This is a genomic window from Bauldia sp., assembly GCF_020442045.1.
Taxonomy (GTDB): Bacteria; Pseudomonadota; Alphaproteobacteria; order Rhizobiales; family Kaistiaceae; genus Bauldia.
Window position 1 is genome coordinate 67607 of record NZ_JAGRLA010000025.1, and the last position, 14976, is coordinate 82582.

15 protein-coding genes are annotated in these 14976 nt (G+C 65.3%); 5 read left to right on the top strand and 10 right to left on the bottom strand.

Annotated elements, in window-relative coordinates; all coding sequences use genetic code 11:
• Positions 1-134 precede the first annotated feature (134 nt).
• The 3 genes from KDJ86_RS03055 to KDJ86_RS03065 are packed head-to-tail and all read right to left on the bottom strand — an operon-like array spanning position 135 to position 2118.
• Positions 135-935 carry an SDR family NAD(P)-dependent oxidoreductase gene (locus tag KDJ86_RS03055; RefSeq protein WP_291742745.1) on the bottom strand — a complete coding sequence of 267 codons (801 nt, stop codon included), beginning with the start codon at positions 933-935 and terminating at the stop codon, positions 135-137.
• Positions 932-1282: a cupin domain-containing protein gene (locus KDJ86_RS03060; RefSeq protein WP_291742747.1), complete on the bottom strand. Its 351-nt coding sequence runs from the start codon at positions 1280-1282 to the stop codon at positions 932-934. Before KDJ86_RS03060 ends, KDJ86_RS03055 begins: the two co-directional genes overlap by 4 nt.
• Positions 1282-2118, bottom strand: a complete 837-nt coding sequence (locus KDJ86_RS03065) for a cyclase family protein (protein WP_291742750.1) — start codon at positions 2116-2118, stop codon at positions 1282-1284. The genes KDJ86_RS03060 and KDJ86_RS03065 overlap by 1 nt, the downstream gene beginning before the upstream one ends.
• A 143-nt stretch (positions 2119-2261) precedes the next feature.
• Between KDJ86_RS03065 and KDJ86_RS03070 the strand changes: the two genes are divergently transcribed.
• The gene (locus KDJ86_RS03070) at positions 2262-3035 is read left to right on the top strand and encodes an IclR family transcriptional regulator (protein ID WP_291742845.1); all 774 of its coding nucleotides are present in this window, start codon (positions 2262-2264) and stop codon (positions 3033-3035) included.
• A gap of 130 nt (positions 3036-3165) precedes the next feature.
• On the opposite strand, the gene KDJ86_RS03075 is transcribed toward KDJ86_RS03070, so the two are convergent.
• From KDJ86_RS03075 to KDJ86_RS03105, 7 genes are read right to left on the bottom strand one after another with little or no spacing between them, the layout of a single operon-like run.
• Complete coding sequence (locus tag KDJ86_RS03075) at positions 3166-3984, bottom strand: SDR family NAD(P)-dependent oxidoreductase (protein WP_291742752.1); 819 nt, start codon at positions 3982-3984, stop codon at positions 3166-3168.
• Positions 3981-4847: an NAD-dependent epimerase/dehydratase family protein gene (locus KDJ86_RS03080; RefSeq protein ID WP_291742755.1), complete on the bottom strand. Its 867-nt coding sequence runs from the start codon at positions 4845-4847 to the stop codon at positions 3981-3983. Before KDJ86_RS03080 ends, KDJ86_RS03075 begins: the two co-directional genes overlap by 4 nt.
• Positions 4844-5932 (bottom strand): Gfo/Idh/MocA family protein, encoded by a 1089-nt coding sequence (locus KDJ86_RS03085; RefSeq protein ID WP_291742759.1) that lies wholly within the window; start codon positions 5930-5932, stop codon positions 4844-4846. Before KDJ86_RS03085 ends, KDJ86_RS03080 begins: the two co-directional genes overlap by 4 nt.
• Before the next feature lies 1 nt (position 5933).
• On the bottom strand, positions 5934-6836 hold the full coding sequence (locus KDJ86_RS03090) for a carbohydrate ABC transporter permease (protein WP_291742763.1): 903 nt from the start codon (positions 6834-6836) through the stop codon (positions 5934-5936).
• Positions 6836-7747, bottom strand: a complete 912-nt coding sequence (locus KDJ86_RS03095; RefSeq protein WP_291742766.1) for a carbohydrate ABC transporter permease — start codon at positions 7745-7747, stop codon at positions 6836-6838. The genes KDJ86_RS03090 and KDJ86_RS03095 overlap by 1 nt, the downstream gene beginning before the upstream one ends.
• Before the next feature lie 8 nt (positions 7748-7755).
• Complete coding sequence (locus KDJ86_RS03100) at positions 7756-8688, bottom strand: sugar phosphate isomerase/epimerase family protein (protein ID WP_291742769.1); 933 nt, start codon at positions 8686-8688, stop codon at positions 7756-7758.
• Positions 8689-8695: 7 nt separating this feature from the next.
• Positions 8696-9991, bottom strand: a complete 1296-nt coding sequence (locus KDJ86_RS03105; protein WP_291742771.1) for an ABC transporter substrate-binding protein — start codon at positions 9989-9991, stop codon at positions 8696-8698.
• Between the two features lie 354 nt (positions 9992-10345).
• Here KDJ86_RS03105 and KDJ86_RS03110 point away from each other — a divergent pair, with 354 nt between their 5' ends.
• From KDJ86_RS03110 to KDJ86_RS03125, 4 genes are all read left to right on the top strand, one after another.
• Positions 10346-11341: a BMP family lipoprotein gene (locus tag KDJ86_RS03110; RefSeq protein WP_291742774.1), complete on the top strand. Its 996-nt coding sequence runs from the start codon at positions 10346-10348 to the stop codon at positions 11339-11341.
• An 87-nt stretch (positions 11342-11428) separates the two neighbouring features.
• On the top strand, positions 11429-12961 hold the full coding sequence (locus tag KDJ86_RS03115; protein ID WP_291742775.1) for an ABC transporter ATP-binding protein: 1533 nt from the start codon (positions 11429-11431) through the stop codon (positions 12959-12961).
• Entirely contained in the window at positions 12958-13998 is a 1041-nt protein-coding gene (locus KDJ86_RS03120) for an ABC transporter permease (protein ID WP_291742779.1), read from the top strand. The genes KDJ86_RS03115 and KDJ86_RS03120 overlap by 4 nt, the downstream gene beginning before the upstream one ends.
• A complete protein-coding gene (locus tag KDJ86_RS03125) occupies positions 13986-14975 on the top strand; it encodes an ABC transporter permease (RefSeq protein ID WP_291742782.1) in 990 nt (329 codons plus the stop codon). Before KDJ86_RS03120 ends, KDJ86_RS03125 begins: the two co-directional genes overlap by 13 nt.
• The last annotated feature ends 1 nt before the right edge of the window (position 14976 follow it).

The following is a 14976-nucleotide window of genomic DNA, read 5'->3' on the forward strand; positions in this document are numbered from 1 at the left end:
AGGGAGGCGGCGGTTGCATCGACGTGACTGGAATCGAGCTCACGGGCAAACAACCCCGCCATCCTGAGGTGCCCGGGCGCGGAGCGACCGGGCCTCGAAGGACGCAGGGACATCGCCGCGCACTCCATCCCGCATCACCCCGCCGTGTAGCCGCCGTCGGCGTAGAGGATGTGTCCCGTGTAGAAATCGGAGGCTTTCGAGGCGAGGAAGAGGAGCGGGCCGGCGAGGTCCTCCGGCTCGCCGAGCCGTCCCTTCGGGACCCGGGCCAGGAAGCCCTTCCGTACCGCCTCGGCCTTCTCGTCTTCGGCGAACATCCAGGCGGTCAGCGGCGAACGGAAAACGGTGGGCGCGATGGCGTTGACGGTGATGCCGGTCGGGCCCCATTCGCAGCCGAGTGCCTTTGTGATGCCGTCGATCGCCGACTTGGAGGCGCAATAGGCGGTATAGCCGGCGGGATGGCCGAGGAGACCGCGCGCCGACGACATCAGGACCACCTTGCCGCCGTCGCCCTGTTCCAGCATCCGGCGTCCGGCCGCCCGGGCCATCAGCCAGCTCTGGGTGACGTTGACGTCCATGATGCCCTCGAACTGCCCCGGCTTCATGTCGACGATCTTGGCGACCTCGTTCTTGCCCGAGGCGACGACCAGGATGTCGATCCGGCCGAAGCGGGAGACCGTGGCCGCGACGATCGCCTCGCAGGCTTCCTCGTTGTCGCCGCGGCGGTTGACCGCTTCGACCTCGGCGCCAAGCGCTCGGCATTCCGAGGCGATGTCTTCGAGCGTCGCGGCGTTGCCGGCCGAAACCGCCACCCTGGCGCCGGCCCCGGCGAGCACCTTGGCGGCCAGCGCCCCGAAGGAGCCGGAAGCGCCGACAACGAGGGCGACCTTGTCGCGAACGTCGAACAGCGAGAGCGGATTCTTGAGGAAATCGCTCATGGGTTCGTCCCCGGCGGGTAGGGGATCACCACCAGCATCGTACAAACGGTGTTCCGGCGATTGATCAGTTCGCGCACCTCGTCCGGCGGTATGGTGCAGGAGTCGAGCCTGCCGAGCACGGTCTCCTCACCATCGACGATCACGGTCATCTCCCCGTCGAGGACGACATAGACCTTCTCGAAGGGGGTCGAGTCCGGCCCGGCGCCTCCGCCCGGCAGGTATTGCGAAAGCCCGACCCACTGGTTCTTCGGACCACCCTCCTCGAAGCCCTGGAGCCGCAGGCCCCTGACGTCGCGGTGGTTAGGCGCCTCGTAGGGCTGGGCGTCGTCGAAGCGCTTGAGATGCATCAGAACGCCTCGCCCTTCTCGATCCGGTAGGTCTGCGAGGGATCGGTGATCGCCACCAGCCGGATGATGCAGCCGTCGCCGCGGTCCCAGTTCCACGGGAAGAAGGCGAAGGTGCAGCGCTTGCCGGTCACCGCGTCGAGGTCGCCGCCGACATTCTCGATGCCGAGGATGCCGGCCCTGAAGAGCATGTTGTGGACCGGCTCCCAGTCGGGGAAGTCGTCCTTCCAGTCGCGTCCGCCCGACCACTCGCGGTATTCGTCAGCGAGATGAGGGAGGAGGGGGCCGTTTCGCTGCGGGCCGATCGCCGTCGCGAGCGGGTGGTCGTTGGCCTGGGTGTCGTGACCGACGACCTTGATCTTCCTGTCGATCATCCACTCCGCCGCCGAGGGAACCAGACCGGGGCAATAGGGAAAATAGTCGCCGTCCTCGTAGACCTTGTGCCAGCCGGTATTGATGATCAGCACGTCGTGGGGGCGGATCGCCTTGCCGCAGGCCTGTTCAAGATCGTCGGCAGTGATCGACTCCCATTTCTTCTTCGGGATCGAGACGACGATACCGGAGCCGAAGAAATGCGGAAGCGGCACTTCATCGATGAACGGTGTGCCCTGTACCACATGCGCCGGCGCGTCGATGTGGGTGGTCGAATGCATCGACGTCGTGATGCGTTGTGACAGCACCCCGGACTTCGCCATGTAGTGGATGCGCTCGATCTTGACGTCCTGGAAATAGGGCCAGTTCGGGCACTGGAAGCCCCAGCGATGGGAGAGGTTGTGGAACTGGAGTCCCATCGAATTGTCGAGATTGGACTCAAACTCGATGCCACGAATCTTGACCATGCGATATCCTCCCTGTCGGGCGATCGCCTTCTTTCCTTCTGAAGCGAATTGCCCGTATCGTGGTTTGAATGTATCGTAATGCAATACACTGGTCAACGCCGCATCCAATCGGCGGGCCGGGCAGGAAGGCGGTGGTGACGGACATGCTGGATCGGAAGAGCGATGCGACGCGGCAACCTGCGAATGGCATCCAGGTGATCAATCGCGCCGCTCGAATCCTGCGCTCGCTCCGCGACGAGCCGGCGGGCCTTAGTCTCGGCCAGATCGCCGGGCGGGTCGATCTCCCGCGTTCGACCGTCCAGCGTATCGTCAATGCGCTTGTCGCCGAGGGGCTGCTGATGACCACCGCACCGGGGGGGCACGTGCGCCTGGGTCTGGAGATCCTGGCCCTCGCGGCAAGCTCGCGGATCGACGTCGTCGAGATCGCCCATCCGTATCTGAAAAGCCTGTCCGAGGAATGTGCCGAGACCGTCGACCTCTCCGTGCTGCGCAAGGACCATCTCGTCTTTGTCGATCAGGTCGTCGGGCCGCATCGGCTGCGTGCGGTGTCGGCGGTGGGAGAGGTCTTCCCGCTACACTCGACCGCCAACGGCAAGGCTTGCCTTGCCCTGCTCTCCGATACCGAGATCGGAGCACGCTGTGCGGACGCATTCTCCGATCCCTCAGAGGCAATCGGCAAGACGCTCGAAACGCTGCTGGGGGAGCTGGGCGAAGTGCGACGGACGGGAATCGCCTTCGATCAGGACGAACACACCAGCGGCATTTCCGCGGTCGGGACAGCCTTCATCGACCCAGGCGGAAATCTCTATGCGATATCGGTTCCGATCCCGACCCAGCGGTTCACGCAGAAGTCGGCGCGCGTCGCGGAGCTGCTCCTCGCCACCCGGGCAACCCTCTCCCAGGCCCTGGGCACGTGAGCAATTGCTGGCGCCTCCTGGTACGGGGCGGATTTTCAGGCCCCCACAATCGCTTGCACGATTGGCTCGGCCGGTAGGGGCGATTTTGCGTAACCCGCAGGCAGTCGTGTCAGGACCTGCCTAAACCTGTCTATCCAAGCGGGTAGCGGTCGCCGGAAGGCGCGTTGGACCAGCTTTGCATGGTCTGGCCGCCATCGATGAGCCAGCCAACCCCGGTGACGTGGGCCGCGTCACCTGACGCCAGGAAGGCGACCACCGCCGCGACATCCTCCGTCTGGCCAATCCGCCGCAGCGGGATGCGGTTGGCGAAGTGCTCCGTGCCCGACCGATAGCCCTCGTCATCGGTGGCGGGGACACCGAGATGGGTCTCGATGACGCCGGGGCAGACCGCGTTGACCCTGATCCCGTAGCGCGCAACATCGAGGGCCGCGATCCGTGTCAGCCCGAGAACGGCGTGCTTGGTGGCGGCGTAGCCGGAGGCGCCCGAAAGCACGTCGAAGCCGGCCATGGACGATGACATGTTGACGATCGACCCGGCGATCTTCGACGCGATCATCGCCTTCAGCGCTTCCCGCTGGATCAGGAATATCCCGCGGAGATTGATACGGACGATTTCGTCCCAGTCGGCGACATCGAGCGCGTAGACCGGCGCCACCGTCCCGGCGATGCCCGCATTGTTGAAGAGGATATCGAGACGGCCGAAGCGCGTCACCGTCTCCGCCACCGCACGAACCGCATCTTCCTCCGAGGCGGTGTCGGCGACGATACCGAGGGCCTCGGCGCCGCTGTCTTCGAGCTCGGCCACGATGGCCGCGGTGCGGTCGGCGTCGAGATCGACCACGGCGATCCGCGCACCTTCCGCGGCGAAGCGGCGCGCCGCGGCGGCGCCGATGGCGCCGGCGCCCCCGGTGATGAGGGCGGTCTTGCCTTCGAAGCGTGCGTTGCTCATGTGGATTCCCTTCCCGCCGGTACAGGATATGACCGCCAGGAATATCGTGGCGCGAAGCCCAGCGCGTCCAGCGTCTCGTCGAGATCGAAGACGCAATCCGTCCCGGTGATCGGGCGCTTCATCGCGGTGCCGGGATAGGCGGCCGCGATCAGCGCCTCGGTGGGCTCTTCCATGAATGTGTCGGCGGCGCTGACATAGAGGCGAAGATGGCCCTCGACCGGCTTCTCGATCGCTGCCCGGAATGCCTCGCCGGCGTCGCGACCGTCGATGTAGCTCCACAGGCTCTGTGCCGCCTTGCCGGGATCGCTGCGGATCGGCTCGACCTGCGGGTAGAAGGTCTCCGCCGTCTGGATCCAGGGCAGGCGCAGGCTGAGGGCGACCATTTCGCTCCGCCGCACGGCGGCGGCGACGATCTCCTCGCCGAGCCATTTCGACAGGGCATAGGCGTCCTGTGGCGCGGTCGGATGAGCGGCGTCAAGCGGCAGGTAGACCGGTGCTATCGGCTTGACGTTGAAGGGATAGCCGGTGACGCTGAACGACGAGGCGTAGACCAGCCGCGATACGCCGCCGAGCACCGCGGCCTCGGTCACGTTGTAGGCCGCCGCGACGTTGGTGGCGAAGACATCGCGCGCCGTGCGGCCGGTAGGCCGAGGGATCGCGGCGACGTGGACCACGGCCTCTGCATCCCTGATGAGCTCGACCGCGCTGCCGAGGTCGGTGAGGTCGGCCGAGATGTGGCGCCATGCATTCGGGACCGGCGGCGGTGCCGTATCGACGCCCGTGACGTCGTGGCCTGCCTCGATCAGCGCCGCCGCGACGTGGCGGCCAAGCAGGCCGCTGGATCCTGTAACGACGATCGTCACCCGCTCACCTTCTTCGTCGTGGCCGGCATGGCCTTTATGATATCGCGTGCAAGCTCGAGGTCAGCCAGGCCGTCCGCCAGAGGCGTGCGCGGCGGCCGGCCGGTCCGGATACAGTCCAGGAAATGCATCCATTCGCGTCGAAAGGCCGTATCGGGTGAACCGCGGAGGACCCGGTCGGACGGTCCCTCGCCGAATGCCTCACGCACATGGACGGCCGCCGACGCATGGCGCAGGTACGGATTGGCGAAAGCGATCCTCACCTCCTCGGAAACCCCGTAGACCGCCAGCCACTCGTCCCACCATTCGTACTGGGTGCCGAAACCGACCTCGAGCGTGCAAGGGACGCCGTCGGGATATTCGAGAACGGCGTGGAGCTGGTAGGGGCCGACCTGCCGCGCATAGGCGACAGCGGCCGGCACACCAAATGCCCCGCGCAGAACGGCGAGGTCGTGGCTGCCGAGCATGAGGAGCGTGAGGTAGAGTCCCGCGTAGCCGGCGTGGTCCGGTCCCAGCATCGTGGCGATGCGGTCGTCGACCGCCTGTCGCCCCGCTGCCAGTGTTTCCACCGGGATGTCGTCCGGGCGGACCTGCGAGTAGAGGGCGCCGTAGCGGTCGAAGCGGCCGGCGAAATCGTGCATGTGGATCGACCACGGCTTTCCGAGCTGGCGGATCCGCTCGACACCGATCTCGTAGCCGGGGTCGTAGAGCTTCATGTAGCCGACCATCGCGACGATGCCGGCGTCATCGGCGGCAGAGACCAGCGGACCGGCCTCCTCGGAGGTGAAGGCGAGAGGCTTTTCGACCAGCACGTGCTTGCCGGTGGCTATCGCGTCGGCGACCACGTTCGCGTGGTCATAGGTGCCGACCACGACGGCGTCGACGTCGGGACGGGACAGCAGCTCGCGATAGTCCGTCGTCCGCGTGGCGACGCCGTAGTGATCGCCGAGCGCGGCCAGCGTGCCGGGCGAGAGATCGCAAAGCCCGGCGATCCGCAGGTCCGGCAGCTCGTGGATATAGGGGAGGTGCATGAGCTGGGCGATCTCGCCGCAGCCGATGACTCCTACGCCGATTGGTTGCTTGTCCATGTCATCCCTTGACCGCTCCCGCCGTCAGTCCCGCGATGAACTGGCGCTGCATGACAACAAACACGGCGACGATGGGGAGCGTGGTCATCGCCAGCGCCGCGAAATACAGGTTCCACAGCGAGTCGTATTGCTGGAAGAAATTGACGAGGCCGAGCGGAATCGTCTGCACCGAGGGCTGGCGAAGCAGCAGGAACGCCAGGAAGAAGTCGTTCCACACCTCGATGAACTCGAAGATCAGGACAAGCGCGACGCCCGGCCGGACCAGCGGCAGCATGACCTCGAAAAGAATCGTCAGCCGGTTTGCGCCATCGATCCGCGCGGCGTCTTCCAGGTCGTCCGGCAGGGTCAGGAAGAAGCCCCTCAGGATGAAGATCGAGAGCGGCAGGCCGGTCGCGGCATAGATGAAGGAGACGCCAACCAGGCTGTTGATGAGCCCCAGGTCGCGGGCGACCATGAACAGCGGGATCGCCATCACCTGCGGGGGAATCAGCATCGCCGCAACCGCGATGGCGAGAACAACCGAGCGTCCGGGGAAACGGAGGCGCGCCACGGCATAGGCGCATGGCGTGGCGGCGATGACTACGATCACCAGCGCCAGGGCGGTGACGATGACGCTGTTGAGGATACGCGTCCCCATCTCGGCGATGGTCCACGCCTGGGCATAGTTCTCGAGATGGAGCTCGGTCGGCGGACCCCAGATGTTGTTGATCAGCCCACTCTTGTCCTTGAGCGAGCCGAACAGGACCCAGACCAGCGGATAGACGGTCTGCAGGGTGACGACGCCGAGGCCGACATAGACCGCGATGGTCACCGGCAGTGGCCTGGTCAGCCCGTGCACGATGGGCGTCGCCGTCGCCCTGCCACCGCGCGCGGGATCGCCGGGAAGGGGTTCGTTTCCGGCCATCAGACGTCGAGGCTGCGCTGGCGCATGAGAAGGACGAGGCCGGCGCTGAGCGCCCCGACGATGAGGAAAAGGGCAAAGCCCATCGCCGAGGCATAGCCCATCGACCCGCCGAGGAAGGCCTCGCGGATCATATCGGTCAGCACGACCTCCGTGGCGTGATTGGGCCCTCCGCGGGTCATGACGTAGACGAGATCGAAGTTGCGGACGAAGGCGCCGGAAAGGATCAGGATCGTGTTGATGAAGATGATCGGTGTGAGCAGGGGCAGGGTCACGTGCCAGAAGCGCTGCCAGCGGCCGGCGCCGTCGGCGATCGCCGACTCATAGAGCTCCGGCGGGATCGTCTGCAGGCCGGCGAGGTAGATGACGGCGTGGAAGCCGAGCCATTTCCACACGTCGACGAGGATGATCGCGTAGAGGGCGATCTGGGCGTCGCCAAGCCATGCCCGTGTCCACGATTCGAGACCGACGGTCTCCAGCGCGGCGTTGAGCAGGCCGAAGACCGGATTGTAGATCCAGGCCCACAGGAGGCCGACCGCGACGAACGACATGGTGACGGGGAGGAACGCGGCGGCACGGAAGAAGGCGCGCCCGCGCACCGCCTGGTCGAGGAGCAGGGCGACGCCGAGACCGAGGACGTTCTTCAGTACGACGACGCCGACGACGAAGATCGCGTTATTTTCCAGCGCGCCGAGGAAGATGTGGTCGTCGAGCAGCCTCTGGTAGTTGAGAAGCCCGATCCATGACGGGGCACCAAAGCCGTCCCAGCTGTGCAGGCTCAGCCACAGCGCGCGCAGGAAGGGCCAGAAGATAAAGAGAGCGAACAGGATGGCGGCGGGCAGGATCATGACGGCGGCCGCGCCGGCATCCCCGAGATCCGGCCGCCACTTTCCGCTGTGTGCCCGCCCGCTCACTGGCTCGTCTATTCGGTCTTCGAAGGTTCCAACGTCAGGCCGAGAGTGTCGCGGACGTAGGCGATGCTCTCCAGCGCGCTTGCCTCGGCCGTCTTTTGCGACATGTCGAGTTCGATGATGGCGAGCCCATCATACTCCGCGTCGAGAAGGACGTCGACGAGCGCGGGCAGATCGACGACGCCCGCGCCGAGTTCGCTGAATGCCGCATAGCGGTCGTAGCCCTTGAGGGAGGGATCGACCCGGGTGTCCTTGAAGTGCATGTAGCGCACCGCCTCGACATAGGTGCGCAGCGCGTCGACCGGGTCGGAGTCGGTGTGGGCCAGATGCGCCGGATCGATGCACAGGCCGACGACGCGGGTGTCGACCTCGGCCATCATCCGGTCGAGCTGGTCGCGCCGCTCGATGAACGTATCGAGATGGGGATGATAGACCGTGGCAATGCCGAGATCCGCGGTGCGGCTGCCGATGTCTTCGAGGGCGCGGGCGAAGGCCCGGTAGTCGTCGGCGCTGTGCGGATTGCCCGGCGTTTCCGCCGGGCCGCCGCCAAGCACCATCACCGGCGCGCCGAAACCCTTGAGCATCCGCGCCAGCGATTCCATGACGTCGCGCTCATAGGGCCACGCCACCGGATTGGTGAAGATGCCATTGATGTAGAAAGACGAGAGGCGGATGCCGAATTCCCGCTGTGCCTGCGACAGCAGGGCATAGCGCCGGAAGATGTCGGTATCCGTGACCACGCCCGGCGGCGGCATGTCGCCGAGCTGCATGTATTTGCGGGCATACTGATCGGAGAGACTGTTGCCTGCGAGGATCTCGAACCAGCCGAAGCCGTTCTCGGCGAGGAACTTGAGCGCGGGCTGCAAGGGCAGCCCGGCCAAGTCCCAACTGTTGAGATGATAGCCGATCGAGAAACGCTGACGATCGGCACGTGTGGCGGTCATCGCTTGCTCACTCGTCCTTCGGTGGCCAAGTGCCCTTCGCCTTCAGGTCGTCGAAGGTCTTCTGCACCGATGCCGCCGCTTCTTCCGGCGTCATCTCACCCCCGACCACACCGGCGATGGCAGATGCCGTCGCGCTGCTCACCTCCGCCGGCCAGATCCAGTCCAGGAACTTGATCGTGTTGGGGAAGGCGTCGGCGCGCAGCTCCTTCGCGTAGTCATCCTCGATCGACGGAACGCCCTTGATCGAGGCTGCGATCGGCTGCTCGGGTGCGAGGTAGAGACTGGCCACCTCGGGCCGGGTCAGGTACTCGATGAAGCTGATCGCGGCGGGCAGACGGTCGGACGCGATGCTGCTCGAGACGCAGATGCCGTTGTCGGCGCCGCCGCCATGCTTGGGCGAGCCGGGAGTGCCCGGCATCTTGGGGAAGGCGAAGACACCCCACTGGAAATCCTTCACCGTCTGCTGCAGTGACGGGATTTCCCAGGTACCGCCGTAGTACATGGCGCTCTTGCCGCTGGCGAAGGCGGCCCGCATGCCGTCCTGGTCAACCGACAGCGAATCCTTGCTGAGGATGCCGTCGTCAACCCATTGCTTGATCAGCGCAAAGGCCTCGACGTCGGCCGGGTCAGCGAAAGTTGCGTCACCGGCGAGAATCGCCTGGGTCGCGCCGATCGGATCCCCGCTCGCCTGGGAGAAGGTTTCAAAATACCACATCGGCCACATCGGCGAGTTGGCGCCCTGATGCAGCAACGGGATGATGCCGGCTTCCTCGAATTTTGGAACCGCCGCCTTGAGGTCGTCGTAGGTCGGCGGGATCGGGATGTCGAGCTTCTTGAACAGGTCGACATTATAGAAGATCGTCGAGGTCGACAGCGTCGAGATCGGCACGCCGTAGACCTTGCCGTTGATCGTGAAGGCGCCGAGCGCGGCGGCGTCGATCCGGTCCTGGAACGGCTTGATCTCGTCGGTGATCGGCTTCACCAGACCGCGCCGCACGTAGGCGCCGTTGGTGTAGAAGGCCGGGCAGGCGATCAGGTCCATCTCCTGCTCGGCGAGGCGTGCCGTCATCAGCCGCTCGATCGCGTTGGCCTGCGGACCCTGGGCGTCCCATTCGATCGCATCGACGTCGGGATTGTCGGCGATGAAACCGTCGAACACCTGCTTCTGGATGCGCGCCTGATCCTCGGGAGCCTGTCGGGGAGCGAGCTGGTCAAGCGAGGAGCCGCCGAAGACCTTGAGCGTCGTTCCTTCGGCGTGAACGGGGACCGAAAGCGTGGCCAGTCCGAGAGCCGCGACGGTCACTGCCAGGCACCGGCCGGCTCGAGTTTTCACTGGTGATGTCAATTGCATTTCCACCCTCCATCCTGGGCATCGATGGCCCGAAAGAATTCGTTGATGGTCATACAATCTGCCGCCGCTCCCGCCCTTTTGTCAATCGCCTACTTGCCGAGTTCGCGGCGGACGGTCACCGCAAGCGCCGGCAAATGAGGTGCTGCCACGGGATTGACAGCTTCGGGGAAGTGCGCGCAAGATTGTATGACCATCAACGGTTTCGCGGTGCGTGCCCGAGAGGCAATATCGAAGGATGCGAGCGGCCGTTTGATGGGCAGACAGTTCGCGGGTCTCGTTCCACAACGTTGCTGGGGTTCAGTCATCATGCTCAAGATCAAGAGTCGAATTGCCGCCTTCTGCGGCGCATCGCTTCTCATGGCAGGAACTGCATTGGCCGCCGACGTGAAGGTCGCCGCAATCTCCGGCTATTTCGCGCAAGGATTTGGTCAGTCGATTGTCGCCGGCCTCAACAAGGCGAAGGACGATTTCGGCGTCGAGGTCAAGCTGATCGACACCGGAAATCGCGCCCTCGACTATGAGGAGCAGTTCAACAACGTCGCCAAGGACGGCGAGTATGACCTCGTCTTCGTGATGGGCTGGGAGCTCGTCGACGCGCTGACCAAGGCGGCCGAAGCCTATCCCGACCAGCGCTTCATCTTCATCGACGGCGTGCTCGACAGCGACAAGATCGTCTATGCCGATTTCTCCGAGGAGGAGGGCTCGTTCGTCACCGGCGCCTTCGCGTCGCTGATGGCCGCAAAGGGCAGCGCGATCGACGGGCTCGGCGACGGCAAGTCGATCGGTTTCGTCGGCGGACGCGACATTCCGGTTATCCGCAACTTCCTGCGCGGCTACGAGCAGGGCGCCAAGGCGGCGGCCCCGGACGTCGCCGTCGATGCCGTGTTTGCCGGCACCTTCGACGATCCGGCCAAGGGCAGCGAGCTGACCATGGCGCTTTACGGCGAAGGCAACGACATCGTCTACAACGTGGCCGGCCCGACCGGCGAGGGCGTGCTGCAGGCGAGCGCGGCCGCCGACAAATACTCGATTGGCGTCGATATCGATCAATGTGACGTGGCGCCCGGCCACGTGATGGCGAGCATGCTGAAGCGCGGCGACATCGCCGTCTATTCGCTGATCAAGGACGAGGTCGAGGGACGCACGGTGAAGCCGGGTACCTACAGCTTCGACCTGAAATCCGGCGGCGTCGAGCTCCTGATGTGCCCGCAGACGATCGATATGGTGCCGGAAGACGTCAAGTCGAAGGTCTCCGAGCTTCGTGACGCCGTCATCAACGGTGATATCAAGATCACCGAGTAGTACGATCCTCCCGGACCGGACGCGCGGCGGTTCGCTGCCGCGCGTCCCCTCCGCATATGTCAACGAGACGGTAGGCGGGGCACACTCTTGAGCCATGCGGTCGAGCTGAGGGGAATCGTCAAGCGCTTCGGCACCTTTGTCGCCAACGACTGTGTCGACCTGGTGGTCAAGGCCGGGGAGATCCATGCCATCGTCGGTGAGAATGGCGCCGGCAAGACGACCCTGATGAACGTCCTTTTCGGGCTTTTGCAGCCCGACGGAGGGGAGATACTGATCGACGGCAAGCCGATCGTCGTTGCCAATCCGCGCGCGGCGATCGCCGCCGGTCTCGGCATGGTGCATCAGCATTTCAAGCTGGTGCCGTCATTGACGGTGGCCGAAAACGTCTTCCTCGGCATGGAGCGGGGTCGAGCCGGATTCGTCGACCACAAGGCTCAGATCGCCGAGACCGAGCGCCTGTCCCGCGACTTCGGCCTGAAGGTCGATCCGACCGAGCAGGTCGGCCTGCTCTCGGTCGGCATCGAGCAGCGGATCGAGATCCTCAAGGTCCTGGCCCGCGGCGCGCGCATCATCATCCTCGACGAGCCGACGGCGGTGCTCACGCCCCAGGAAAGCCGCGAGCTGTTCCAGACCCTTCGCGGTTTCGTCGCACAGGGCATGACCGTCATCTTCATCACCCATCACCTCGAGGAGGTGATGGCCGTGTCCGACACCGTCACGGTGCTGCGTCTCGGGCGGAAGGTCGACACGCGGCCAACGGCGGATGTGACCAAGAACGATCTCGTCCAGATGATGGTGGGCCGGTCGGTCAGCTTCGACAGGCGTCAGCGCGAGCCGTCGACCGGCGGGACGGTGTTGTCGGTCAAGGATCTGTGGTGCCGCGACGATCGCGGCCTGCCCGCCGTCCGCGGCGTATCCTTCGACGTGCGCGCCGGCGAGGTGGTCGGCATCGCCGGCGTCGCCGGCAATGGCCAGACCGAGCTCGCCGAGGTGCTGTCCGGGCTGCGGCCGGCGAGTCACGGGACGTTCCGGATTCACGGCGAGGACCTGACCGCCGCTTCGCCCCGGCGTATCCGCGATACCGGTGTCGCGCATGTCCCCGGCGACCGCGTCGTGCGCGGCGTCGACCGGCAGTCGTCGATCGCCGCCAATATTCTGATGGGACGGCAGGATACGCCGCCCTGGGCGCGGGGCAGCCTGATCGACTGGGCTGTCGTGCGGGAGCGCTCGAGCGAGATGATGGAGCGCTTCGACGTCCGGGCTTCCGGTCCGGATGCCCTGGTGAAGAGCCTCTCCGGCGGCAACATGCAGAAGGTGGTGCTGGCGCGCGAATTCTCCCACGACGCCGACTTCCTGCTGGTCGACCAGCCGACTCGCGGCGTCGATATCGGCGCCACGGAATCGATTCACAACGAGATCATGCGCCAGCGGGCCGACGGCCGCGCGATCCTTCTGATCTCGGTTCAGCTCGACGAATTGATCGCGCTCGCCGACCGTATCCTGGTCATGTTCAACGGCTTGATCATGGGCGAGCTGCCGGGAGACAGCGTCAGCGAGGAGGCCCTCGGCCTGCTGATGGCGGGCGTTCAGACCGGGCCGGATCGGGCGGCGGTGGCATGAGCGAAACCCTGCGCCCGGTCATCGGTCAGGCGATCGCGATCTTCATCGCGCTCGCCCTCGGCACTGTCGTCATCATGGTCGTCGGCGAGAGCCCGATCCTCGTCTTCGCGACGCTGCTCGAAGGCGCCTTTGGCAGCACGGAGCGGATCGCCGGGACGCTGCTCCAGACGACGCCGATCCTTGTCTGTGGCATCGCCGCCTGCATCTCCTTCCGCGGCGGCCTCTTCAATATCGGCGTCGAGGGGCAGTTGTTCATGGGCGGCTTCGCGGCGGTGATCGTCGGCATCTATCTGCCGCTGCCCGCCGGCCTCCACATGCTGGTCGGCATTCTCGTCGCGATGCTCGCAGGCATGGCCTGGATTGCCATTCCCGCCTTCTTCCGGGCCCGCTACAACGCCAACGAGGTGGTCTCGACCATCCTGTCCAACTATGTCGCGGTACTGCTGACCTCCTATTTCACCATCTTCCTGTTCAAGCGCCCCGGTGGCTGGTCGGAGACCGCGCCGATCCTGCCCTCCGCCTACCTGCCGGAGCTGTTCTCCTTCTCGCGTCTGAACTGGGGGCTGATCATCGGACTGGCGCTGGCGGTTGCCGTGCAACTTTATTTCCGCCATACGTCGCGCGGCTATTCCGTCTCGATCATGGGGCAGAACCTCAAGTTTGCCGAATATGGCGGCGTCGACATCAAGCGGCATATCTTCCTCGTTCTGCTCGCCTCGGGCGCGGTGGGCGGTCTTGCCGGCGGCATCGAGGCGCTTGGCGTTCACCACCGCTTCATGGAGGGCTTCGCGCCGGGTTTCGGGTTCGATGGCGTCATCGCCGCGCTGCTGGCCAACGGAAATCCGATCGGTACCATCGGCGCGGCGCTGTTTTTCGGCGCGCTGCGTAGCGGCTCGCTGCTGCTCGAGGTCGATACCAACGCCTCGCGCGAGATCATCACCGTCATCCAGGCGCTGATCATCCTCAGCGTTTCCGCCCAGATCCTCATGCGCCGGCGTGGCGACAGCACGGCAGCGGAGCGGCGATGGAAGTTCTAGAGCGCCTTATCAACGTCGCCATGCTGGTCGCGACGATCCGGACGACGGCGCCAATCCTGCTCGTCGCCCTTGGCGGGTCGTTCACCACCAAGGCCGGCATCTTCAACATCGGCCTCGAAGGCCAGATGCTGGTTGGTGCCTTCTTCGCCGTGATCGGCTCGATCTTCACCGGCTCGGCCTGGCTCGGCGTGCTTTGCGGCGTCACCGCGGCGGTGACCTTTGCGCTGATCTTCGTCGTTCTGGTCGTTTCGTTCCGCGCCAATGAGGTGGTCGTCGGCCTGGCGCTCAACATCCTCGCCGGCGGCATGACGATCTCGCTGATGAAGGCGATCTTCGGCACGCGCGGGTCGATCGTCGGCCACGGCATCGTCGGTCTGAAGCCGGTGCATATCCCGGGCGCGAGCGATCTCGGCGTCTTCGGGCAACTGGTCTCCGGCTATACGCCGCTGGTCTATGTCGCCTTCGCCATGGTACCGATCCTGATCGTCTTCTATCAGCGGACGCGGCTCGGACTGCATATCCGTGTCGTCGGCGAAAAGCCGGAAGCGGCAGAGGCGCAGGGCCTCTCCATTACCCGGATTCGCTATATTGCATCGCTGCTTTGCGGCGTCCTCGCCGGATTGGCCGGTGCGCATCTGTCGCTCGGCTACATCACGATGTTCACCGAGAACATGTCCTCCGGTCGCGGCTTCATGGCGGTGGCGATCCTGATCTTCTCCAACGGCGACCCGCTGAAGGTGCTGGCCGGATGTCTGCTCTTCGGATTCTCCGACGCGCTGGCGCTCAGGCTGCAGACCTTCGGTTTCCCGTCCTATCTGGTCCTGACGGTTCCCTACCTGGTGGCGCTTGCCGCCCTGTTCGCGCTCGCCTACCGGTCCCGGCCACGGATCGTCCGGGAGACGGTGGATTCGATGAAGAGGCTGATGCGGATCGAGGGGCCACCGGACGCCGGCGCCGGACGCAGGAACGAGAGTTGAG